This is a genomic window from Microbacterium panaciterrae (genome assembly GCF_039541635.1).
In the GTDB taxonomy this organism is placed as follows: Bacteria; Actinomycetota; Actinomycetes; order Actinomycetales; family Microbacteriaceae; genus Microbacterium; species Microbacterium panaciterrae.
Genome location: NZ_BAABGP010000013.1, coordinates 1 through 21,927 on the forward strand (window position 1 = coordinate 1; position 21,927 = coordinate 21,927).

Annotated in this window: 17 protein-coding genes; 4 read left to right on the forward strand and 13 right to left on the reverse strand. The window is 70.6% G+C overall.

The features are described from left to right. Positions 1-76: 76 nt before the first annotated feature. The 5 genes from ABD882_RS09075 to nusA all read right to left on the reverse strand — a co-directional run bounded on the left by ABD882_RS09075 (position 77) and on the right by nusA (position 6,992). Entirely contained in the window at positions 77-2,200 is a 2,124-nt protein-coding gene (locus tag ABD882_RS09075; RefSeq protein WP_345186248.1) for a LuxR C-terminal-related transcriptional regulator, read from the reverse strand. 89 nt (positions 2,201-2,289) lie between these two features. Further along, positions 2,290-2,721 carry a 30S ribosome-binding factor RbfA gene (gene rbfA, locus ABD882_RS09080; protein WP_345186250.1) on the reverse strand — a complete coding sequence of 144 codons (432 nt, stop codon included), beginning with the start codon at positions 2,719-2,721 and terminating at the stop codon, positions 2,290-2,292. Positions 2,722-2,850: 129 nt separating this feature from the next. Further along, complete coding sequence (gene infB / locus ABD882_RS09085; protein ID WP_345186252.1) at positions 2,851-5,616, reverse strand: translation initiation factor IF-2; 2,766 nt, start codon at positions 5,614-5,616, stop codon at positions 2,851-2,853. Positions 5,617-5,675: 59 nt separating this feature from the next. Then, positions 5,676-5,966: a YlxR family protein gene (locus ABD882_RS09090; RefSeq protein WP_345186254.1), complete on the reverse strand. Its 291-nt coding sequence runs from the start codon at positions 5,964-5,966 to the stop codon at positions 5,676-5,678. A 39-nt stretch (positions 5,967-6,005) separates the two neighbouring features. Then, positions 6,006-6,992: a transcription termination factor NusA gene (nusA, locus tag ABD882_RS09095; RefSeq protein WP_345186255.1), complete on the reverse strand. Its 987-nt coding sequence runs from the start codon at positions 6,990-6,992 to the stop codon at positions 6,006-6,008. A gap of 124 nt (positions 6,993-7,116) precedes the next feature. Between nusA and ABD882_RS09100 the strand changes: the two genes are divergently transcribed. Continuing rightward, positions 7,117-8,481 (forward strand): flavin monoamine oxidase family protein, encoded by a 1,365-nt coding sequence (locus ABD882_RS09100; RefSeq protein WP_345186257.1) that lies wholly within the window; start codon positions 7,117-7,119, stop codon positions 8,479-8,481. 24 nt (positions 8,482-8,505) lie between these two features. On the opposite strand, the gene ABD882_RS09105 is transcribed toward ABD882_RS09100, so the two are convergent. The 6 genes from ABD882_RS09105 to ABD882_RS09130 all read right to left on the reverse strand — a co-directional run bounded on the left by ABD882_RS09105 (position 8,506) and on the right by ABD882_RS09130 (position 14,524). Beyond that, a complete protein-coding gene (locus ABD882_RS09105; protein ID WP_345186258.1) occupies positions 8,506-9,546 on the reverse strand; it encodes an LOG family protein in 1,041 nt (346 codons plus the stop codon). Positions 9,547-9,615: 69 nt separating this feature from the next. After that, positions 9,616-10,047 (reverse strand): cupin domain-containing protein, encoded by a 432-nt coding sequence (locus tag ABD882_RS09110; RefSeq protein WP_345186260.1) that lies wholly within the window; start codon positions 10,045-10,047, stop codon positions 9,616-9,618. Between the two features lie 37 nt (positions 10,048-10,084). Continuing rightward, the gene (locus ABD882_RS09115) at positions 10,085-11,194 is read right to left on the reverse strand and encodes a glycosyltransferase (RefSeq protein WP_345186263.1); all 1,110 of its coding nucleotides are present in this window, start codon (positions 11,192-11,194) and stop codon (positions 10,085-10,087) included. A gap of 10 nt (positions 11,195-11,204) precedes the next feature. Beyond that, complete coding sequence (locus tag ABD882_RS09120) at positions 11,205-11,792, reverse strand: TetR/AcrR family transcriptional regulator (RefSeq protein WP_345186264.1); 588 nt, start codon at positions 11,790-11,792, stop codon at positions 11,205-11,207. 129 nt (positions 11,793-11,921) lie between these two features. Further along, a complete protein-coding gene (locus tag ABD882_RS09125; RefSeq protein WP_345186267.1) occupies positions 11,922-13,679 on the reverse strand; it encodes a proline--tRNA ligase in 1,758 nt (585 codons plus the stop codon). A gap of 71 nt (positions 13,680-13,750) precedes the next feature. Further along, entirely contained in the window at positions 13,751-14,524 is a 774-nt protein-coding gene (locus ABD882_RS09130) for an isocitrate lyase/PEP mutase family protein (protein ID WP_345186268.1), read from the reverse strand. Between the two features lie 52 nt (positions 14,525-14,576). On the opposite strand from ABD882_RS09130, the gene ABD882_RS09135 reads away from it, so the two are divergent. Both ABD882_RS09135 and ABD882_RS09140 read left to right on the forward strand, forming a co-directional pair. Further along, positions 14,577-15,995 carry an RNB domain-containing ribonuclease gene (locus ABD882_RS09135; RefSeq protein ID WP_345186270.1) on the forward strand — a complete coding sequence of 473 codons (1,419 nt, stop codon included), beginning with the start codon at positions 14,577-14,579 and terminating at the stop codon, positions 15,993-15,995. Between the two features lie 107 nt (positions 15,996-16,102). Then, positions 16,103-17,650, forward strand: coding sequence for an HNH endonuclease signature motif containing protein (locus ABD882_RS09140; RefSeq protein ID WP_345186272.1), 1,548 nt, complete (start codon positions 16,103-16,105; stop codon positions 17,648-17,650). 86 nt (positions 17,651-17,736) lie between these two features. Here the strand turns inward: ABD882_RS09140 and ABD882_RS09145 are convergent, their stop codons facing one another. Continuing rightward, a complete protein-coding gene (locus ABD882_RS09145; protein ID WP_345186273.1) occupies positions 17,737-18,597 on the reverse strand; it encodes an alanyl-tRNA editing protein in 861 nt (286 codons plus the stop codon). Between the two features lie 6 nt (positions 18,598-18,603). After that, positions 18,604-19,755 carry a flavodoxin-dependent (E)-4-hydroxy-3-methylbut-2-enyl-diphosphate synthase gene (gene ispG, locus ABD882_RS09150; RefSeq protein ID WP_345186275.1) on the reverse strand — a complete coding sequence of 384 codons (1,152 nt, stop codon included), beginning with the start codon at positions 19,753-19,755 and terminating at the stop codon, positions 18,604-18,606. Between the two features lie 181 nt (positions 19,756-19,936). On the opposite strand from ispG, the gene ABD882_RS09155 reads away from it, so the two are divergent. Further along, positions 19,937-21,841: a chorismate-binding protein gene (locus ABD882_RS09155; RefSeq protein WP_345186276.1), complete on the forward strand. Its 1,905-nt coding sequence runs from the start codon at positions 19,937-19,939 to the stop codon at positions 21,839-21,841. Positions 21,842-21,927: the final 86 nt, after the last annotated feature.

Below are 21,927 nucleotides of genomic sequence, written 5' to 3' on the forward strand. Positions count from 1 at the left end.
GGAGAAGTCGACACCTCCCCAGTTTCGCCACTCAATCACCAGGCATATAGGAGACACGCCCTAGCGAGCCGCGCCCTCACAGATGCTGGTCGGAGCGCAGCGCGAGCACGGTCAGCTCGTGGCGGGTGCGGACGTCGAGCTTCGCGAAGATCCGCCCGCCGTGCACCTCGACCGTGCGCACCGACACGTGCAGGGCGAGCGCGATCTCACGATTCGTACGCCCCTCCGCCATCCGCAGTGCGACGTCGAGCTCCCGCGGGGTCAGGATCGGCTCCCACGCCGCGCGACAGACCTCGAGCGGGGCGCTCGCGTGCGAGGGCGACTCGAACACCGCCGTGGTCCTGGTCGGACGCCGCAGCTCCCCGAGCCGGCGCAGCCGCTCCTCCACCATGCCGCGCCACGCCCGCGCGCCGGATTCGTCGAACAGGCTCCGCGCCGCGCGGAGATGGCGCACCCCGCCTGCGTGGTCCCCGCGGACCACGCAGGACGATCCCAGCAGCGCCTCGACCCTGGCCCGGTCGAACGGCGAGCGGATCGTGCGGCTCTGCTCGGCGACAGAGTCCAGATCGGTGCTCCAGGAGGCGTCACGGGCGGAGCGGATCCGCTCCCGCAGCGACCGCGCCGCGGTGGCGTCCGGTGGCTCCAGTGGCGCGCGAGCGCCCAGCGGCCCGATCTCGTCCAGTCCCGGCACGCCGAGCGACTCGGACGGCCGACCGCGGTCGGTCCAGATCCGCATGTGCACGGCGGCCTCGTCGCTGCGGCCCTGGAGGTAGGCGTCGATGGCGCGATCCACGAAGCCGTCCGGTTCCACCGCCCAGGGCACGGCGGCCGCGAGATCCCGGGAGAGGGGGCCGAGGCACCCGTCCACGGCCAGCTCGAGCCGCCGCGCGAGAGCGACGGCGAGACCGGCGAACGGCAGCGCGACCGGCAGTTCCGCCGCGGCGGCGGCAAGCAGATCGCGGGCGACGCCGATCCGTCCGCTCCACACGTGCAGCAGCGTCTCGGCGACCGCGCGGCGCGCCCGGAGCAGCGGGCTGCGATCGTGCAGCCCCGCGGACCCGTCCTCCGCTGCGGCAGCACCGGGTTCGGCGAGTGTGCGTACTCCGGCGTCCGGATCGCCGTCCAGACCTGCGCTGAGCGCGTGCACGACGCGCTGGACCCCCTCGCCGGCGTCGATGGAGCCGGGATCTGCGACGCCCGCGAGCGCGTCGCACCACGCCAGCAGCGGCGCCCGCGCGCCCGCTTCTCTGACCATGCGCCCGCCGACGGCCAGCCAGGCGGCGCTGCGCTCGTGGTCGCCGCGTTCCGCTGCGAGCAGGGCGCCCAGCGCCGCGGCATGCCGATACCCGTCGTCGCACGCCTCTGCGGGGATCAGCGATTCCGGCGCCGGCACCGAACCGTGTCGCAGCGCGAACGCCAGCACGAATCCGGCCACCGCGTCGGCGCGACGATCATCGTCCGCACCGAGGACGTGCTCGAGGCACGCCAGCGCGTCGGCGACCCATCCTCCGGCCAGCGCCGCTCGTCCGGCGCAGAGCAGCGCGCACGAGTGCGAGAGCGTGCCCGCCTCCGCATGATCCACCGCCTCGGCGGCCAGCGACCAGGCGGCCTGGGCGTCGCCCGTCTGCAGGGCCGCGGCCGCGCGATCGAGCAGGGGCGCGACCAGGTCGGGGTCGCTCAGCACGGCGCTGCGCGCGCGATGGTGCAGCGCGGCGTGCTGGTCCGTCGTCGCGGCGAGGATCGCCGCCAGTCGCTGATGCGCGGCCAGGCGCGCGGGCTCCGCCGCCGTGCCGATCAGGTGGATCCGCAGAGCCGGATCCGCGAATCGGAACGTGCCGGCGGTGAACTCCACAACCTGCGCCAGCGGAGAGAGCGCCACGTCGTCCGTCCCGCATCCGGCGATCGCGCAGAAGGTCTCGGCGCGACCCCGCTCGCACAGGGCGATCATCAGCAGCGCTGCGGGATCCGCTCCCAGGGGCACATGCGACGCCGCAGCCCGGGAGATCGCCGGAACGAGTGGCAGCGGGTCCGGTAGGACTCTGCTGCCGCCGCGCTGCTCGGCCGTCAGCGCGAACAGCATCTCGTCGACCGCGCTCGGGTCTGCGCCACAGGCGGCGACGACTGCCGCGCGCACGTGCGGTGCGGCGGGCGCCCCTTCGGAGGCGTCATCCTGCCGCGCACGGAAGACCGCACCATTCATCGCCACGCAGCCCCCCGCCGTCGTCGTCCTGTGCGCGTCCTCGTGCACATTCCGAGAATGCTATCAAACAGCTGGGAGCGTTTCTGTGCTCAGTCCTCTTGTGCGTCGTCCTCGACCCGGTACGGATCCGCCTCGCCGGCGTAGCTTCCGGTGGCCGCGAGCTTCGCGACCTCCTCGTCGCGCTCCCGCGCCTGACGCAGCAGCTCGCTGAGGTGATCCGCGTTCTCCGGCAGCGCGTCCGGGATGAACTCGAGCGTCGGCACCAGGCGCACGCTGAGCTGGCGCCCGACCTCCTTGCGCAGCAGCCCGGTGGCGGCAGTGAGCGCGGCGCCCGACGCCACGCGCTCCTCCTCGGTGCCGAGCACCGTGTAGAACGCGCTGGCGTGCTGAAGGTCCCCCGTGACGCGCACGTCCGTGATCGTCACGAATCCGAGGCGCGGGTCGCGCAGCCCCTTCTCCAGCCGCTCGGCGAGGATGACGCGGATCCGATCCGCGAGTCGTGCCTGTCGTTCTCCGGCCATGACCAAAACCTATCTCTTCTTCTCAGCGCCCCGAGGAGGGGCGAAGCCGGATGGCGTTCCGGACCGAGTATTGGGGAAGGGGCCCCACTGACTCGGTACGGAACGCCATCCGGCGTAGCCGGGTCCCACTCAGGAACGCGGCTTCTCCACCATCTCGGTGGTCTCGATCTCGTCGCCGATCTGGATGTCGTTGTACTTGCCCAGTCCGATACCGGCCTCGAAGTCCGTGCGGACCTCGGTGACGTCATCCTTGAACCGACGCAGCGACTCGATGGCCAGGCCATCGGCGATGACGATGCCGTCGCGGATGACGCGCGCCTTGGCGTTGCGCGTGATCGTTCCCGACCGCACGATGACACCGGCGATGTTGCCGAACTTGGAGGAGCGGAACACCTCGCGGATCTCGGCGACACCCGACTGGATCTCTTCGAACTCCGGCTTGAGCATGCCCTTGAGCGAGTTCTCGATCTCGTCGATCGCGTTGTAGATGACCGAGTAGAACCGGACATCCACGCCCTCGCGCGCCGCAGCCTCACGGGCCTTCGGGTCGGGGCGGACGTTGAAGCCCACGATGATCGCGTTGTCGATCGTCGCCAGGTTCACATCCGACTCGGTGACGGCGCCGACACCGCGGTGGATGATGCGCAGCTGCACCGAACCGTCGACCTCGATCTTGAGCAGCGACTCCTCCAGCGCCTCGACGGCACCGGACACGTCGCCCTTGATGATGAGGTTGAGCGTCTCGACCTTGCCCTCTTCCAGAGCACGGGTGAAGTCCTCGAGCGAGATGCGCTTGCGGGCCTTGGCCAGCAGGGCGTTGCGCTCGACGGCCTCGCGCTTCTCCGCGATCTGACGCGCCATGCGGTCTTCGTCGGTCACGATGAAGACATCGCCGGCGCGCGGGACGGAGTTCAGACCCTGCACCTGGACCGGGCGCGAGGGGTAGGCCTCGGCGACCGCGTCACCGTTCTCGTCCACCATGGCGCGGACGCGGCCGTAGGCGGTGCCCGCCACGATCGCGTCGCCGACCCGGAGCGTTCCGGACTGGATCAGCACCGTCGCGACCGAACCGCGGCCCTTGTCGAGCTTCGCCTCGATGGCGATGCCTCGCGCGGCCTTGTTCGGGTTCGCCGTGAGGTCCAGGCCCGCGTCTGCGGTGAGCAGCACGGCGTCCAGGAGGTCCTGGATACCGGTGTTCGCCCGTGCCGACACGTCGACGAAGATGACGTCGCCGCCGTACTCCTCAGCGACCAGACCGTACTCGGTGAGCTGCTGACGGACCTTGGCCGGGTTGGCCTCGGGCTTGTCGACCTTGTTCACCGCGACCACGATCGGCACACCGGCCGCCTGGGCGTGGTTCAGCGCCTCCACCGTCTGGGGCATGATGCCGTCGTCGGCGGCGACCACGAGGATCGCGATGTCGGTCACCTGCGCACCACGGGCACGCATAGCGGTGAACGCCTCGTGACCCGGGGTGTCGATGAAGGTGATCGCCCGCTCGATGCCGTCGTGCTCGGTCCACACCTGGTAGGCGCCGATGTGCTGGGTGATGCCACCGGCCTCGCCCTCGATCACGTTGGTCTGACGGATCGCATCGAGCAGTCGCGTCTTACCGTGGTCGACGTGACCCATGACGGTCACCACCGGAGGACGGATCTCGAGGTCATCCTCGCTCTCCGCCTCCAACTCGGCCTCGAGGTCGAGACCGAAGCCCTCGAGGAGCTCCTTGTCCTCGTCCTCGGGCGAGACCATCTGGATCTTGTAGCCCAGCTCGGCGCCGAGCACCTCGAAGGTGGCCTCGTCCAGCGACTCGGTCGCCGTGGCCATCTCGCCGAGGTTGAACAGGATCGTGACGAGCGTGCCGGGCTGCACGGTGTAGCCGCGCAGCGCCTCGAGCTTGTCCGCGAAGTCGGCGATCGACGCGCCACGGCGCAGGCGGATGATCTCGCCGTTGCCCTTGGAGACGTTGACGCCGCCGACGATCGGCGCCGACCGCATCTCGAATTCCTGGCGCTTCGCCCGCCGCGACTTGCGCTGCTTGCTCTTGCCCGCGCCCTTGCCGAAGGCGCCGGCAGTGCCGCCGCCGGGGCCGCGGCCACGACCGCCGCCCCCACCGGGACGACCGGCGAAACCGCCGGCCGGAGCGCCACCGGGACGCTGGAAGCCGCCACCGGCACCGGCACCGGCACCGCCGGGACGACCGGGACCGCCGGGACGCTGCTGGAACGGAGCACCGGGACGACCGCCACCGGCACCGGGACGACCCGGACGGGCGCCGCCCTGACCGGGACGAGGAGCACCGATGCGCGGCGAGTCAGCGCGCGGAGCCTGCGGACGCGGGATGTTTCCCGGCGTCGGCCGCGAGCCCATGCCCTGCGCCGAAGCGAACGGGTTGTTGCCCGGACGCGGTCCGGCAGGACGCGAGCCCATGCCCTGCGCCGAGGCGAACGGGTTGTTGCCCGGACGCGGGGCGCCGGGGCGAGGAGCCGCGGATCCACCCGGCTGGGGCGGAGACGACTTCTCGGCGGCCGGGGCCGTCGGCGCGGCCGGAGCGGACGCGGCCGGAGCGGCGGCCTTCTCCTCGACCGGAGCCGGAGCCTCGGCGGGCTTCGCCGGCCCGGGCTTGGGCCCAGGGGTCGGCGCCTTGGGACCGGGCTTGGGCGCACCGGAGGACGCCGACGCGGGCTTCGCCGCGGCGGTGGCCGTCTTGACGGGTGCGGCCGTGGCCGGCTTTTCGGCCTCGATGGCAGCACGCAGCTTGCGCGCGACCGGGGGCTCGATCGTCGATGAGGGGGACTTCACGAACTCGCCGAGCTCTTTGAGCTTCGCGAGTGCGAACTTGCTGTCGACGCCGAGTTCGGCGGCGATCTCGTGCACGCGTGGTTTACCAGCCACAATTCTCCTGTCAGGGTCGGTCCGCCCTGACAGGGCAGACCACTAGTCGCGGACGGGTCTCATTTCGAGCCGTTCACTTTGTTTCCATAGCCGTTCAGCCGTTTCTCGAGGGTCTGCATGTTCTCTGCTTCCGGGAACTCCAGGGCAGTGGACACACGGAGCGCACGGGCGAAGGCGCGGCGCCGCAGAGCGGTATCCACGCACTCCGGAGCCGGATGGACCCACGCACCCCGCCCCGGCAGCACGGCGGCCTCGTCGAAGACGAGTTCACCATTCCGGATCACCACCCTGAGCAGGGAGGCACGAGATGCACGAGCGCGGCATCCGACACACGTTCGTACTGCATCCATCTTACACCTCGGAACGACAGCGGAATTCCTGCGGCTCCGTCACGCGTCCAGGATCGAGTCCGGCTGGATGTCGATCTTGGCGCCCGTGAGCTTGGCGGCGAGGCGGGCGTTCTGGCCCTCCTTGCCGATCGCGAGCGACAGCTGGTAGTCCGGGACCAGCGCGCGCACGGCCTTGGTGTTCGCGTCCAGGACGAAGGCACTGGTGACCTTGGCCGGCGACAGCGCATGAGCGACGAACGTCGCCAGATCCGCGTGGTAGTCGACGATGTCGATCTTCTCCCCCGCGAGCTCCTCGGTGACGGCGCGGACGCGCCGTCCCATCTCGCCGATGCAGGCGCCCTTGGCGTTGATCGACGAGTCGTTCGCCCTCACCGCGATCTTGGTGCGGTGCCCCGCCTCCCGGGCGAGCGCCACGATCTCGACGAGGCCCGCCGCGATCTCCGGCACCTCGAGCGCGAACAGCTTGCGCACGAGTCCGGGGTGCGTGCGCGAGACGGTGATCTGGGGCCCCTTGAGCCCCTTCGCGACCGACGTCACGTAGACACGCAGCCGGGATCCGTGCGTGTACTCCTCGCCGGGGACCTGCTCCTCAGGCGGGAGGATCGCCTCGACGGAGCCGAGGTCGACGTGGATCATGCGCGGGTTGGGCCCCTGCTGGATGACGCCGGCGACGATGTCGCCCTCCTTGCCGCGGAACTCGCCGAGCACGGCTTCGTCGGCGATGTCGCGCAGCCGCTGGCTGATGACCTGCTTGGCCGCGAAGGCGGCGATGCGGCCGAAGTCGTCCGGAGTGGAGTCCTCCTCGCCGATCACTGCGCCCTCTTCGTCGCGGACGGGGACGAGCACGGCGACGTGGCCCGTCTTGCGGTCGAGTTCGACGCGGGCGCCGTCGGTGAGCTCGCCGTCGGCGGAGTCGTGCTTCGCGTAGGCGGTCAGGACGGCCTGCTCGATGATCCCGATGAGTTCGTCGAAGGGGATCTCCTTCTCGCGCTCGATCGTTCGCAGCAATCCGAGATCGATATCCATGACGGCCTCCCTGTTCAGCTCTCGTCGGCGCCCGAGTGCACGCACGACATCCGTACAACGATACCCTGGTCCGGCTCCCCCGCGCGATCGAAGGCCCCCGCCGCGGGGCTCGAGGAGGACCGAGTTGACCACGTACGAAACGATCGTGATCGGCGCGGGCATGTCCGGCGTCACGGCGGCCCGGCTGCTGGCCGATGCCGGACGCCGCGTCCTCGTCCTGGAGGCACGGGACAGGATCGGCGGGCGGATGCACACGGATCGCGCGGCCGGGTTCAGCGTCGACCTCGGCGCGTCCTGGATCCACGGCATCGACGGCTCCGAGCTGTGGAAGCTCGTGCAGGCGCTGGACATCCCGACGCGGGAGTTCACGGTCGGCAGCTTCCAGGCGGGCGGCCGAGCCATGTCGCACTTCGACGGGGACGGCGCTCCGATGGCCCCTGCCGCCTCCGCGCACTGGGTGGCCGATGTCGCGACGGCCGAAGCCGCGCTGCAGCGGGCGATCGCGGATTCCGCCCCGGGCGAGTCCTATCTCGACGTCACCGAGCGCGCGCTGGACGCTCTCGAGCGCGAGCAGGACGCGCTCGATCCCGAGCGCATCGACGAGATCCGGGAGTTCTTCCGGCACCGGGTCGAGGAGCAGTGCGGGGCGTGGATCGGCGACCTGGACGCGCACGGGCTGGACGAGGACGCGATCGACGGGGACGAGGTGGTGTTCCCCCGGGGCTACGACGAGATCCCGCACCGGATCGCGGACGGTCTCGACGTGCGTCTCGGGCAGGTCGTGCGGCGCGTGATCCGCTCGGCCGACGGCGTGCGCGTCGAGACCGGCGCCGACGTCTTCGAGGCCGCATCCGCGGTGGTCACGGTGCCGCTCGGCGTGCTGAAGTCCGACGCGATCCGGTTCGAGCCGGCCCTGCCCGAGAGCGCGGCCGGCCCCATCGCACGCCTCGGCATGGGGGTCTTCAACAAGATCTTCCTGCAGTTCCCCGCGCGGTTCTGGGACGAGAGCAGCTACGTGCTGCGCGCGCTCGGCGAGGCCGGGGAGCACTGGCATTCGTGGTACGACGTGTCGATGATCAGCGGTCTGCCGACCCTGCTCACCTTCGCTGCCGGCCCCTTCGGCAGGCACGTGCAGGAGCTCGACGACGCGGCCGTGGTGGCCGATGTCGTCCATGCCCTGCGCCGCATGTACGGCGCCGCCGTGCCGGATCCGTCCGCGCACTGGATCACGCGCTGGGGTCAGGATCCGTTCTCGGTCGGCTCGTACTCGCACATCGCGACCGGATCCTCGCACCACGACCACGATGCGCTCGCGGATCCGATCGACGGCGTGCTGCATTTCGCCGGCGAGGCGACCTGGGGATCCGAGCCCGCGACCGTCGGCGGCGCCTACGCCTCCGGCGTCCGCGCGGCGGAGCGGATCCTGGGTCGCGAGGTCGACCTCGCCGCCTTCGCGGACAGTGTCCGCGCCTCTTCCACACCGGTGTGAACCGCGGGCGGCGGATCGGTCAGGTCAGCCCCGGGGAGCGGATCCGAGCTTGTTGATCGCGCCGATCAGACGGAACAGCCCGCCGACGGTGCGCTGGTCCAGATGCAGCGCGAGCCGCGGCAGGTCCAGCGCGTCCTTGTCCGCGAGTTCGGCCGGAAGCGGCGCGGAGCGCTCGATCCGCCCTGACGCGAGCAGAGCACCGAACTCGTTGTTGAGCTCGTTGATCTCCGCATGCGTGGGTTCCGCGCGCAAGCGGAGCACGAGCACGTCGCCCACCCAGCGCAGCGAATCGTAGTTGCGCCAGAATCCGGTGATCTCGGCCGTCGCGTCGGCGACCGAATCCGTGATGACCACCCGATCGAAGTCGCCCGGCGAGATGACCCCCGTGGGCGCGAGATCCTCTTGCACGAAGCGCTCGAGCCCCCGCCAGAACGTGCCACCGGGCTCGTCCAGCAGCACGATCGGCATCGGCTCGGCCTTGCCGGTCTGCTGCAGCGTGAGCAGCTCGAACATCTCATCCAGCGTGCCGAATCCCCCGGGCAGGCAGATGAATCCGCGGGACTCCTTCATCAGCATGAGCTTGCGGGTGAAGAAGTACTTCATCGCGACGACGTGGTCCTGCTCGTTCACGACCTCGTTCGCCTGCTCCTCGAACGGCAGCCGGATCGAGACGCCGAGCGACCGCTCAGGACCCGCGCCCTCCGCGGCGGCCTGCATGATCCCCGGACCTGCGCCGGTGACCACCATCCAGCCGTCCGCGGCGAGGGCGGCCGCGACATCGCGCGCCTGCCGGTACAGCGGATCGTTCTGCGCGGTCCGGGCGGATCCGAACACCGTCACCTTGGGCACCCCGTGGAACGGTGCGAACAGGCGGAACGCGTCGCGCATCTCGCTCAGCGCCGCCGAGGCGATCTTCAGATCGAGCCGGCTGGTGTGATCCTCGCCGAGCAGCACCGCCGTCTGCAGCATCCTCATGATCAGGCGGCGGTCCGTGTGCACACCGGCATCGTCGAGCACGGCGTTGATCTCGGTACGCAGGGCTGGGGGCAGCAGTTCGTCGATCATGTCTCCAGCGTGTCACGCGCCCGTGAACGACGGGTGCCGCCACACGGATCGCCGACCCAGGCGGTCGCCTCAGTCCCAGGGCATCGGTCGCCCCGGCACGCGGGCGCTGTCGTCGGGCAGGTGCGGCAGCTCCTCTCCGCCGGCACGGATGCACAGCCAGCGCAGCTGTCCCGGGCTGTCGGGCCGCGCCCGCCAGGTGCGCACCATGTCCTGCCCGACCCGCACCACGGTGCCGGGCCCGACCTCGACCAGGTCGTCGCCGACGCCCATCTGTCCGCGTCCGCCGAGGAACACGTAGAGCTCCTCGATCCGGGAGTGCGTGTGCCAGTAGCCGGCCTCCTCCCCCGGTTCGAGCGCATTCGCCGTCATGCCGATGTACTGCATCGTCAGCTCGTGATCGACCACGCGGCGACCGTCGCGCGAGCGCGCCTCGTCGAATCCGCCATGATGCCCACGCCATTCGTCCGGCCCGCCGATCTCGGTGACCTCGTAGTCGCTCATGCGTGATGCTCCTCTCCGGCTTCGCGCCGATGTCGGATCACGATCGCACATGTCCGGGAGCGGCGACCAGTGCCTGCAGCGCGTCCGCGGCGGCGCCGGCCCCGTCGATCCCGCGCAACCGCAGGCCGATGCGCTGGGCCGCGGTCGTGAAGCCGGGCTCGCCCAGCAGACGCAGGACCGCCCGGCGGATCGACTCCGGCGACGCCGTGTGCTTCATCGAGAGGCCCGCCCCGGCGTCGACGACGGCCTTGCCGACCATGGGCTGGTCGAGCATCGGGTGCCCCGGCAGTATCAGCAGCGGGACCCCGTGAACGAGCGCGCGCAGGGTCGTGCTGTACCCGCCGTGTCCGATGACGAGAGACAGGTGAGGGAGCAGCTGCTCATGCGGAAGCCGTTGGTGCACCTGGACGTTGGGCGGCACGATCAGGTCGCCCGGGAGCGCCTGACCACCCGTGGTCACGACCGCTTCGACGGGCAGGGTGCCGAGCGCGTCGATCACGCGCCGATACACCTCGGGCTGGCCGGGCAGCGAGGTCGTGGACAGGCTGACCAGAACGCGCGGCGGATCCTGCCTCTGCGCGGGCACACCCGTCTCGCAGCTGCCGGTCCAGATCCAGTCCGACGTGGCGGGCGCCGGATCCAGTGCGCGATCTCCCGTCACGATCCGCAGATCGGCCGCGCCGTAGACCCGACCCAGCCGTGTGCCGCGCAGCGCCGCGAGAATGCCGACGGGCCCGTGTGCGAGCACGCCCGTCCAGTAGGTCGGGAAGGTGTGCGAGAGCACGGCGGTGGGCACGCCGGCCGCGAGCGCCGCGGTGGTGCCGACCGCGACGAGCGGGTCTGTGATCGCGACGTCGGGTCGGAGCCGGATCAGCTCCGTGCGGATCCGCTCCCGCGCGGCGTCGTCGGTCGCCAGGCGCACCGCCTCGCCGATCGCCGCGGCCACGGAGCGGGGCCGGGTCGGATCCCAGAACGAGAGCTCGTCGATCGCGGTGAACGAGGCCCCCATCTCCGCCGCGGCGGCCGCGGTGCGCGGATCTCCGAGGAGATGGAGCTCGTGGCCCCGTGCGGCGAGAGCCCGTCCCACTGCTATCTGGGGCGGAAGGTTGCCCCCGCCCTGGACCGTGATGAATGCGAACCGAGCCATGGCATCCTCCTCACAGAACTTTCCTGACAGCGCCGATCAGGCGCTGCATCCGCTCCCGTGTCTCGTCGAGGCTGAGCCCGCGGTCGATGCGCAGCAGCTTGTAGGTGTACAGATCGGTGGCGACGACCAGCAGGTCGACCGCCTCGGCGCGCGCCGATGACGGCAGCGCGGCCAGCGCCTGAGCGAACACCTCCTCGACCCAGGTGCGATGCAGAGCCTTCCCTGCGTCCACGATCTCGGCGATCAGCGGTTCCCACGTCTCCTGCCCGAGCAGGACCAGCGTGCTCGCGCTCGTGCGCTCGTAGTGCGCGAGGAGGGCGTCCACCGAGGCGTCCACATCCTCCGGGTGGATCGCCCGCTCGGCCAGCACGACAGTGCGGCCGTGTACGGCAGCCGCCTCGAACAGTCCTTCCCGACTGCCGAACTTGCGCAGCACGGTCTGCACGGTCACGCCCGCCCGCTCCGCGACGATCGGAAGCGTGACGGCGCTCAGCGGACGCTCACCGGTCAGCTCGATGGTGGCATCGAGGATCCGCAGCCGGCTCGACGCCGCCTGCGCCGCCCGGGTCGTCATGTCGTATTCGCGCGGCATTTTCATGTTGATTACGGTTTACATCAATTGCCGAACCATGTCAATGACAACAGACATGAATGTTGTCCGCGGCACGACGCGAGAAGGCCCCGAACCGATCCTTCCGGGATCCGCTCGGGGCCTTCTCGGCAGCGATCAGCGCCTCGTCAGGGCGTGCAGCGCGTCCGCGATCGAGACCGTGTCGCGCTCGCCGGTGCGGCGGTCCCACAGCTCGACCTGCCCCTCGGCAGCGCCACGGCCGACGACGAGGACACGCGGCACGCCGACCAGCTCTGCATCACCGAACTTCACGCCGGGCGAGACCTTCGGGCGGTCGTCATAGAGCACATCCAGACCGCCCGCCTCAAGCTGGGCTGAGACGTCGGCGGCGACGTCGAACACGACCTGGTCGCGGCCTGCGGCCACCACGTGCACGTCGAACGGCGCGACGGAGGCCGGCCAGATGAGACCCTTCTCGTCGTTGTTGAGCTCGGCGATGATCGCGAGGATGCGGGTCACGCCGATCCCGTAGGAGCCCATCGTGACGGTGACCAGCTTCCCGTTCTCGTTGAGCACCTTGAGGCCGAGGGTCTCGGCGAAGAACCGGCCGAGCTGGAACACGTGGCCGATCTCCATGCCGCGGGCGAGGTGCACCGGGCCGGAGCCGTCCGGCGCGGGATCGCCCTCGCGGACGTTCGCGATCTCGACGACGCCGTCGGCCGAGAAGTCGCGGCCGGCGACGACCGAGTGCGCGTGCTTCTGGTCGAGGTTCGCGCCGGTGATCCAGCTCGTTCCCTCGACGACGCGCGGGTCGAGGAGATAGCGGATCCCAGTGGCCGATTCCTCGCCGAGGACGGCTCCGGTCGGGGACCACGGGCCGATGTAGCCCTTGACGAGCAGCGGATTGTTCTCGAAGTCGTCGGCCGTCGCCGGCTCGACCTCGGCCGGAGCGAAGGCCACCTCGGCGCGCTTCTCGTCGACCTCGCGGTCGCCGGGAAGGCCGACGACGACGAGCTCGCGGGTCCCGTCGAGGTGGGTCAGCGCGAGCACCACGTTCTTCAGGGTGTCGGCGGCCGTGAATTCGCCGTCGAGATGCGCGTTCGCGTGCGCGACGAGCGTCTCGATCGTGGGCGTGTTCGGGGAGTCGAAGATGACAGGGGACCCGGCTGCGTCATAGGCGACGGGCTCGGGTGCGGCCGTGGAGAACGCCTCCACGTTGGCGGCATATCCGCCGGCGGAACGGACGAAGGTGTCCTCGCCGACGGGGGTCGGGTGCAGGAACTCCTCGCTGCGCGCACCGCCCATGAGGCCGTTGTCCGCGTTCACGATGACGTACTCGAGGCCGAGGTGCTGGAAGATGCGCTCGTAGGCGTCCCGCTGCGCCTGGTAGCTGACCTCGAGGCCGGCGTCGGAGGCGTCGAAGGAGTACGCGTCCTTCATCGTGAACTCGCGGCCGCGCAGGAGACCGGCGCGGGGGCGTGCCTCGTCGCGGTACTTGTCCTGGATCTGATAGATCGTGAGCGGGAGGTCCTTGTACGAGGAGTACAGGTCCTTCACGAGGAGGGTGAACATCTCCTCGTGCGTGGGCGCGAGGAGGTAGTCGGCGCCCTTGCGGTCCTGCAGGCGGAAGATCCCGTCGCCGTAGGACTCCCAGCGCCCGGACTGCTCGTAGGGGTCGCGCGGCAGCAGCGCGGGGAAATGGACCTCTTGCGCTCCGGCGTTCGCCATCTCGTCGCGGATGATCTTCTCGATGCGCGCCTTGACCTTCAGGCCCAGCGGCAGCCAGGTGAAGATTCCTGGGGCGGCGCGCCGGATGTAGCCGGCGCGGACCAGCAGCCGGTGGCTGGTGACCTCTGCATCGGCAGGGTCTTCGCGAAGCGTGCGGAGGAAGAAGTTCGAGAGACGAGTCACCACGTCTCAAGTCTAGTGACGCGAAAAGCCCGGCCCCGTGCGGGTGACACGCGGCCGGGCTCTTTGGGCAGGGATCAGTTCAGGGCGCGGGTGCCGGCCGGGATGATGCCGCCGGCGTAGATCTCGGCCGCGTTGTCCTGCAGCGCGGTGAGCGCGACGCGCTGGGGCAACGGCCCGTACGAGATGCGCGCGATGCCGAGCGCCTCATACTCGGTCGAGGTGAGTGCGCCGGGCAGGCCGATCACGCTCACCTTGCCATGGCCGATCCCGTCGACGAGCGCGCGGGTGGTGTCGGCGTCGAGGATCCCCGGTACGAACACGCAGGTCGCTCCGGCGTCGAGGAACGCGGTGCCCCGGGCGATCGCATCCGCGAGCGATTCGGCGGCCGGACGGCCGCCGCCGCGGACGAAGGCGTCGGTGCGGGCGTTCAGCACGAACGGCACGCCCTCCGCCTCGCCCGCGCGGATCATCGCCTCGACGTTCGCGGCGGCCTCGGCGAGCGGGCGCAGCCGGTCTTCGACATTCGCGCCGACCACGCCGGCGCCGATCGCGAGGCGCACGGTCTCCCCCGGGTCGCCGTAGCCGTCGTCGAGGTCGGCGGTGACGGGAAGCTCGACGGCCGCCGCGATCCGGCCCACCATGTCGAGCATGAGCTCACGCGGGATCGCGCCGTCGGCATAGCCGAAGGATGCGGCGATGGGGTGCCCGGCCGTGGCGATGGCCGTGGTCTCGGGGAGAGCGGCGATCGCCTGCGCGGAGACGACGTCCCACACGTTGACGACGCGGAGGATCTCTGAGGCCGCGTACAGCGCGGCGAGGGAACGGGCCTTGTCTGCGGAGCTGGTCATGACACCACGCTAATGCCCGGCCGGCAAGACGAGGGCGGCTTAGGCTGACCCCATGCCTCAACGTCGATCGCACGTCGCCCCATCCGCCGCGCAGAGCGACCTCGCCACCGCGCTCGCCGCGCTGCGCACCGAACTCGACGCGCCCACGGAGTTCTCCGCCGAAGTGCTCGCGGAAGCGGCTTCCGCGGCGCCCCCGGCACCGGATCTCGACCTCCGCGACGTGGCGTTCGCGACGCTGGATCCTGCCGGGTCCATGGATCTGGATCAGGCGTTCCAGCTGGAGCGGAGCGGATCCGGATACACCGTGCGCTACGCGATCGCGGACGTCCCCTCGTTCGTCGCGGCGGGTGGCGCCCTCGACGCTGCCGCGCGCGCCCGCGGGGAGACGCTGTATGCGGCGGACGGCACGATCCCGCTGCACCCGCGGATCCTGAGCGAGGATCACGCCTCCCTGCTCCCGGATCAGGATCGCCCCGCGCTGGTGTGGACGTTCGCGCTCGACGCGGCCGGATCCGTCACCGGCACCCGTCTGGAGCGCGCGCTGATCCGGTCCCGCGCGAAGCTCGACTACGTCACCACGCAGGCGGATCTCGACGCGGGTCGCGACTCCCCCGCCACGCTGCTCCCGGAGTTCGGACGACTCCGCGTGGAGCAGGAGGCCCAGCGCGGAGGCGCCAGCCTGAACCTGCCGGACGAGGAGGTCGTGCGGCACGACGACGGCACGTACGCGATCGAGCGCCGCAGCCCCCTGCCCGTCGAGGACTGGAACGCGCAGCTCTCGCTCATGACCGGCATGGCCGCCGCGCAGCTGATGCTGCAGGCGAAGGTCGGGATCCTGCGGATCATGCCGCAGCCCGACGAGGCGACGTTCGACACGTTCCGGCGGCAGACCGAGGCGCTCGGCGTACCCTGGACGACCGGCCGCTACGGCGAGTACCTGCGCGCGCTGGATCGCACGGATCCGCGCACGCTGCCGATCCTGGAGGCCGCCTCCGCACTGTTCCGCGGCGCGGGCTACGTCGCGTTCGACGGCCAGCTGCCCGCCGAGACCACGCAGGCCGCGATCGCCGCACCCTATGCGCATGCCACCGCTCCACTGCGACGACTCGTGGATCGCTGGTCCCTCGCCATCTCGCTCGCCGTGAGCCAGGGTGACGACATCCCGGCCTGGGTGCGCGAGAGCCTGTCGCAGGTGCCGGATCTCATGCGCGCATCCGCGCAGCGTTCCTCCACGCTGAACTCGAGGACCGTGAATCTCGTCGAGGCCGCGCTGCTCGCTCCGCGCGTGGGCGAGACGTTCGACGCCGTCGTCATCCGACGCAACGGCGGGCACGGATCCGTGCAGATCGCCGATCCCCCGGTGACAGCCCCGATGACCCTGCCGGATTCCGCAGCGGCAGGATCCACGATCCGGGTCACCCTGACCGGTGTGGATGTCGCGAAGGGCGAGGTGGTCTTCGCCGTCGCGTGACGCAGAGAGGACCCCGTGACAGGCGACCCGACGCCCTCCTATTCGGAGAGTTCTCCACACATCTCGACTTTCTCTGCGAATGTCGGAGGTGCCTGAGAGAATGAAGCATGGAACTTTTCACCGAGATCGACGCGCAGGTGCAGAACCTGCGTGCGATGGTTGGTGACGCGCTCGATCCCGCCGAACTGCGCGCGACCGTCGGCGCGCTGACGGACGACGAGGTCGTCAGCGCCCTGCGCGCGTGCTCCGCAGTGGTGCGCAGCATGGAGCGGATCCGCGTCGTCGCGTCCGGGGTCGCCGCGACCCGCTCCACGCGCAGCGCCGGTCAGAGCGGCCTGGCACAGTCTCGGGGTCATCGCAACGCGGCGGCGCTGCTTCAGGAGATCACCGGATGCACGAAAGCCGAGGCTGCTCGGCAGGTGCGCGTCGGAGAGTCCCTGTTCGCCGACGCGCCCCGCGACGAACAGAACGGCGAACCGTCGGGTCCGGACGACGGCCCGACGGGCACGGACGACGCACGCCCGGACCACGACGACGCAAGTGACGACGACGCCCTCCCGCCCTTCGAGCCGTGGCACGCCGCGCTCGATCGCGCATTGCTCGGCGGCGCGCTCACCCCGGCGCAGCACGACGCGATCCGACAGGGGCTCTCGGATCCACCCGCATCAGACGCGGCGGCCGGCGAGCGGGAGCGCGCGGAACACGAAGCCCTCCTGCGCGAGTTCTGGGCGCTCGCCGCCGACCAGCTCGTCGCTGCGGCGGCGCACGACACCCCTGAGATGCTCGGCGCCGCCGCCCGGGCGATCCGCGATCGGCTCGACCCCGACGGTGCCACCAGACGCTTCCAGGAGCGGTACGCGCGACGCTCCTTCCGGATCTGGACCACGGCAGACGGGCACCGGCGGGGCGCGATCGACTTCGACGATGAGGGCTATGCGTGGGCCGCCACGATCATCGCGAACGCCCTCCGGCCCCGCACAGGAGGCCCTCGCTTCGTGGATGCCGAGGAGAAGGCGCGCGCGAAGGAGTTGACGGAGGACACGCGCACGAACGACCAGCTCGGCTACGACCTCATCATGGATCTGCTCCGCGCCGGCGCTCTCGCCGACGCGGCCACCGTGTTCGGCACGCGCCAGGCCGGCGTCCGCCTGGTCCAGGTGGTCGACGCCCACGGCACCTCGTCGGCGGTCGCGCACTCCGAAGACGGCCTCGTCACCTTCCCGTCATCCGTCGCCGATCAGCACCGCTGCGACAGCGGCGCGGTCGCCGTCACCGTCGATGCCCGAGGAAACCCGCTGGATGTCGGGCGGGAGCACCGCCTCTTCACGCCCAAGCAGCGTCTCGCGCTCGCGATCCGTGACGGCGGGTGCCGGTGGCGCGGATGTGACCGACCCGCCTCCTACGGCGAGGCGCATCACATCGACGAGTGGCACAGGGACCGAGGTGGCACCGACATCGATCGCGGCATCCTGCTGTGCAGATTTCATCACATGCAGCTCCACCACGGGGGCTGGCGCATCACGCGGCACAATAAGGACGACTTCGTCTTGCATCACCGGAGTGGAGAGTCTTGGGTCCTCACGACGAAGCTCGCCCTGGCATACGCCTGGGCCGGGGTCGACCCGCCGCCGAAGAGATTCCGGCGAGCGGCGTGAGCCCGCTTCGCCCCAGACTCGCCGCGACGGACATGGCTTCGCCATCGCGCCGATCCGGCCTTCGCTCAGGCCGAGACTGCGACCGCTCAGGCGGGAACGGCTCCCGTCCGCATCACGAGCAGCTGCGGATCCGAAAGATCCAGCGAGACGCGGATCGATGTGAACTCCGCAAGCGATGACACATGCGTGCCGCCGCACAGGATGGACGCGGTGCCCTCGGGCAGCGCGCACACCCACCGTCGGCGGTCCACGATGGTGTCGCCGTCGACATCGATCCGGCTCGGCGCGGCCGATGCCACCCACGCGGCGAGTTGCGCGTTGATGTGCGCCTCCCGTTCGGCCAGAGTCGCGGCGAAGCCCTCGGTGTCGAAGCCGGCCTTGCGCAGGCTCTTGCCGAGCCGATACTCGTCGACCGCACCGTCGGAGTGGATGAAGCTGGTCTGGTTCGCCCGGCTCTCGAAGTCCGGGGATCCCAGCGCGTCGGATCCGGGATCCTTGCGCCACAGGTCGGCGATCGCGAGATCCAGCGCGAGCGAGGCGAGATGGCAGGCCGTGTGACCGCGGCTGAGCCCAGCCCGGCGCTCGGCGTCGACGACGGCCTCGACGCGGGTGCCAACGGGCAGCACGACCGGCGCATCCTCGACCCGGTGACCGACGAGCCAGGTCCAGCCCTCGGCCCCGCGCTTGACCGGGATCTCCGCCCCGGCCGCGATCTCACCCTCGTCGCTCGCCGCCGCCATCACGGCCTCGGTCACGACGAACTCGACATCCCCGGCCCGCAGCACGCCGCTGTCGCCCGGCTGATCCGGCCAGGTGTGGTCGACCGGGTGGAACGGGGTCCGGTCGAGGACGACGACAGCACCCTCACCCGCCGGCTGCACGCCGACGACGAGCGCGTGCTCACTGAGGGATCCCGAGGGGAAGGTGACGACGGTGCTGTTCTGCACGGCCGCTCAGCTCGTGACGACCTGCGCGGTGCCGAGCGGGGCCTCCGGGCCCATCTCGGCGGCGAGCCGGTTCGCCTCCTCGATGAGGGTGGCGACGATGTCCTCCTCGGGCACGGTCTTGATGACCTCGCCCTTGACGAAGATCTGCCCCTTGCCGTTGCCACTGGCCACTCCCAGGTCGGCTTCGCGCGCCTCACCAGGACCGTTCACGACGCAGCCCATGACGGCCACCCGCAGCGGCACGGTCATGTCCTTGAGACCCTCGGTGACGTTCTCCGCGAGAGTGTAGACGTCGACCTGGGCACGCCCGCACGACGGGCACGACACGATTTCGAGCTTGCGCTCGCGCAGGTTCAGCGACTGCAGGATCTGGTGGCCGACCTTGACCTCCTCAGCGGGAGGCGCCGAGAGCGAGACGCGAATCGTGTCGCCGATCCCCTCGCCGAGCAGGATCCCGAACGCGGTCGCCGACTTGATCGTGCCCTGGAACGCCGGGCCCGCCTCGGTCACGCCGAGATGCAACGGCCAATCGCCCATCTGCGCGAGCAGCCGATAGGCCTTCACCATCACGACCGGGTCGTTGTGCTTGACCGAGATCTTGAAGTCGTGGAAGTCGTGCTCCTCGAACAGCGACGCCTCCCAGCGCGCGCTCTCCGCGAGGGCTTCAGGGGTGGCCTTGCCGTACTTCTCGAGCAGGCGAGGATCCAGCGATCCGGCATTCACGCCGATCCGCAGGGACACCCCTGCGGCCGTCGCCGCCGCGGCGATCGCGCCGACCTGGTCGTCGAACTTGCGGATGTTGCCGGGGTTCACGCGCACGGCGGCGCAGCCCGCGTCGATCGCCTGGAAGACGTACTTGGGCTGGAAGTGGATGTCGGCGATGACCGGGATCTGGCTCTTCTTCGCGATGATGTGCAGCACGTCGGCGTCATCCTGCGACGGCACGGCGACGCGCACGATCTCGCAGCCGGAGGCCGTGAGCTCGGCGATCTGCTGCAGCGTCCCGTTGATGTCGGTGGTCTTCGTGGTCGTCATGGACTGCACGCTGACGGGCGCGTTGCCGCCGACGAGCACCTTGCCGACCTTGATCTGGCGGCTCTTGCGACGCGGGGCGAGGACATCGGGAATCCGGGGCATCCCCAGGTTGACAGCTGGCACGTCATACAGGTTACCCGCGCGCGGCTGGACGGGATCCGTGTGATAGTTTCGGCGCATGTCCGTGAACACCACCTGGTGGCCCGCCTCCTAGGCGGTGAGTTCGCGTTCCACGATCCAGACCGCCCCCTCCGGGGCGGTCTTGTCGTTTCTGCCGCGCCGGATCCCCCTTCAGGAGACCGAGATGACTGTTGCCGACCGGATCCGCGCGCTCGCGGCCGAGACCTCCTTCGTGCTGCTCGCCCGGGAGGGATCCGAGAGCGTGGAGCTGCTCACCGGTGAGCTGGTCGACGTCGAGAACCTCGCCGACATCCCGCTCGGATCCGCGTCCGATCGCCGCGAGGTCTTCGCGATGGTCCCCTACCGCCAGGTGCGCGAGCGCGGGTTCGAGGCGCAGGACGACGGCGCCCCGCTGCGCTGCCTGCTGGTCGCCGAGCACCTGCACCTTCCCGCGGACGAGGTGCGCGCGGCGCTCCCCTCCGACACTGTCGCCCTGCACGACGGCGGATTCGACCTCAGCGATGACGAGTACGCCGGCATCGTCGAGCGGGTGATCGCCGACGAGATCGGTCGCGGCGAGGGCGCGAATTTCGTGATCCGCCGCGACTACACCGCCACGATCGACACGACGGGCGAGAACGCCGAGCGGATCGCGGCGCTGACCTGGTTCCGCGCCCTGCTCGAGCACGAGCGCGGCGCGTACTGGACCTTCGCCGTGGTCACTCCCGGCGTCATCGCGGTGGGGGCGAGCCCGGAGGCGCACGTCGTCGCGCAGGGCGGCGTGGTCACCATGAACCCGATCTCGGGCACGTTCCGTCACCCGTCCGGCGGCTCGACCGCCGCAGCCCTCAGTGAGTTCCTCTCCTCGACGAAGGAGACCGAGGAGCTGTTCATGGTCGTCGACGAGGAGCTCAAGATGATGAGCGCCGTCTGCTCGGACGGCGGACGGATCACCGGCCCGCACCTCAAGCAGATGTCACGCCTGACGCACACCGAGTACATGCTGCGCGGCAAGAGCCGGCTGGATCCGCGCGAGATCCTGCGCGAGACGATGTTCGCCCCGACCGTGACCGGATCCCCGATGCAGAACGCCTGCACCGTCATCCGCCGGCACGAGCGCAAGCCCCGCGGGTACTACTCCGGAGTGGCGGCGCTGTTCACCCCGAACGAGGACGGCGGTCATGATCTGGACGCGCCGATCCTCATCCGCACGGTCTATCTGAAGGACGGCGAACTCAGCGTGCCGGTCGGGGCGACGCTGGTGCGTCACTCGGATCCGGCCGGCGAGGTCGGCGAGACTCACGGCAAGGCCGCGGGCGTACTGGGCGCGATCGGCGCCGTCGCGCGCGACGCGGTCGCCGAGGCCCGGGAGGATCCGGATGCGCCGGGTGCGGGAACGACCCCGGCCGACGATCCGCAGATCCAGGAGCTGCTCGCCTCGCGTAATGCGCGCCTGGCCGAGTTCTGGATCAACCCGCAGGACGGCGGATCCGAGTCCGCGGTCGTCGCGCCGTTCGCCGGGCGCACCGCGATCGTCGTCGATGCGGAGGATCGCTTCACCACGATGCTCGCCCACCAGCTGCGGCACCTCGGACTCGAGGTCCGGATCGTGCCCTGGGCCGCGGCGTCCGACGCCGACGTCGACGCGGCCGATCTGCTCGTCGCGGGCCCCGGCCCCGGAGACCCGCGCGACAGATCCTCGGCACGGATCGCCCGGATGCGCGAGCTCGTGACCCGCCGCCGCGACGCGGCGCGACCGCTGCTCGCGGTGTGCCTGAGCCACCAGATCCTCGCGGACAGTCTTGGCATCGAGCTCGCTCCCCTGGCCAGTCCCCACCAGGGGCTGCAGAAGTCGGTGCCGGTGTTCGGCGAGGTCGCGTCGATCGGCTTCTACAACACCTTCACCGCACGGGTCAGCCCCGGCACGACGACGGCAGGGCCGGCCGAGGTGTCCGCGGATCGTGTGACCGGCGACGTGTACGCGCTGCGCGGCCCCTCCTTCGCCTCGGTGCAGGGCCACCTGGAGTCGATCCTGTCGCGCGACGGCATGACGACGCTCGAGCGTCTGGTCACTCACGCGCTGAGCTGAGCAGAAAGCGCAACGAGAGCGCAGGGGTCGGGATCTCGGGCGCGCAGGCATCGGGACTGGCGGGGCGCGCGAAGCGCGCCGGGACC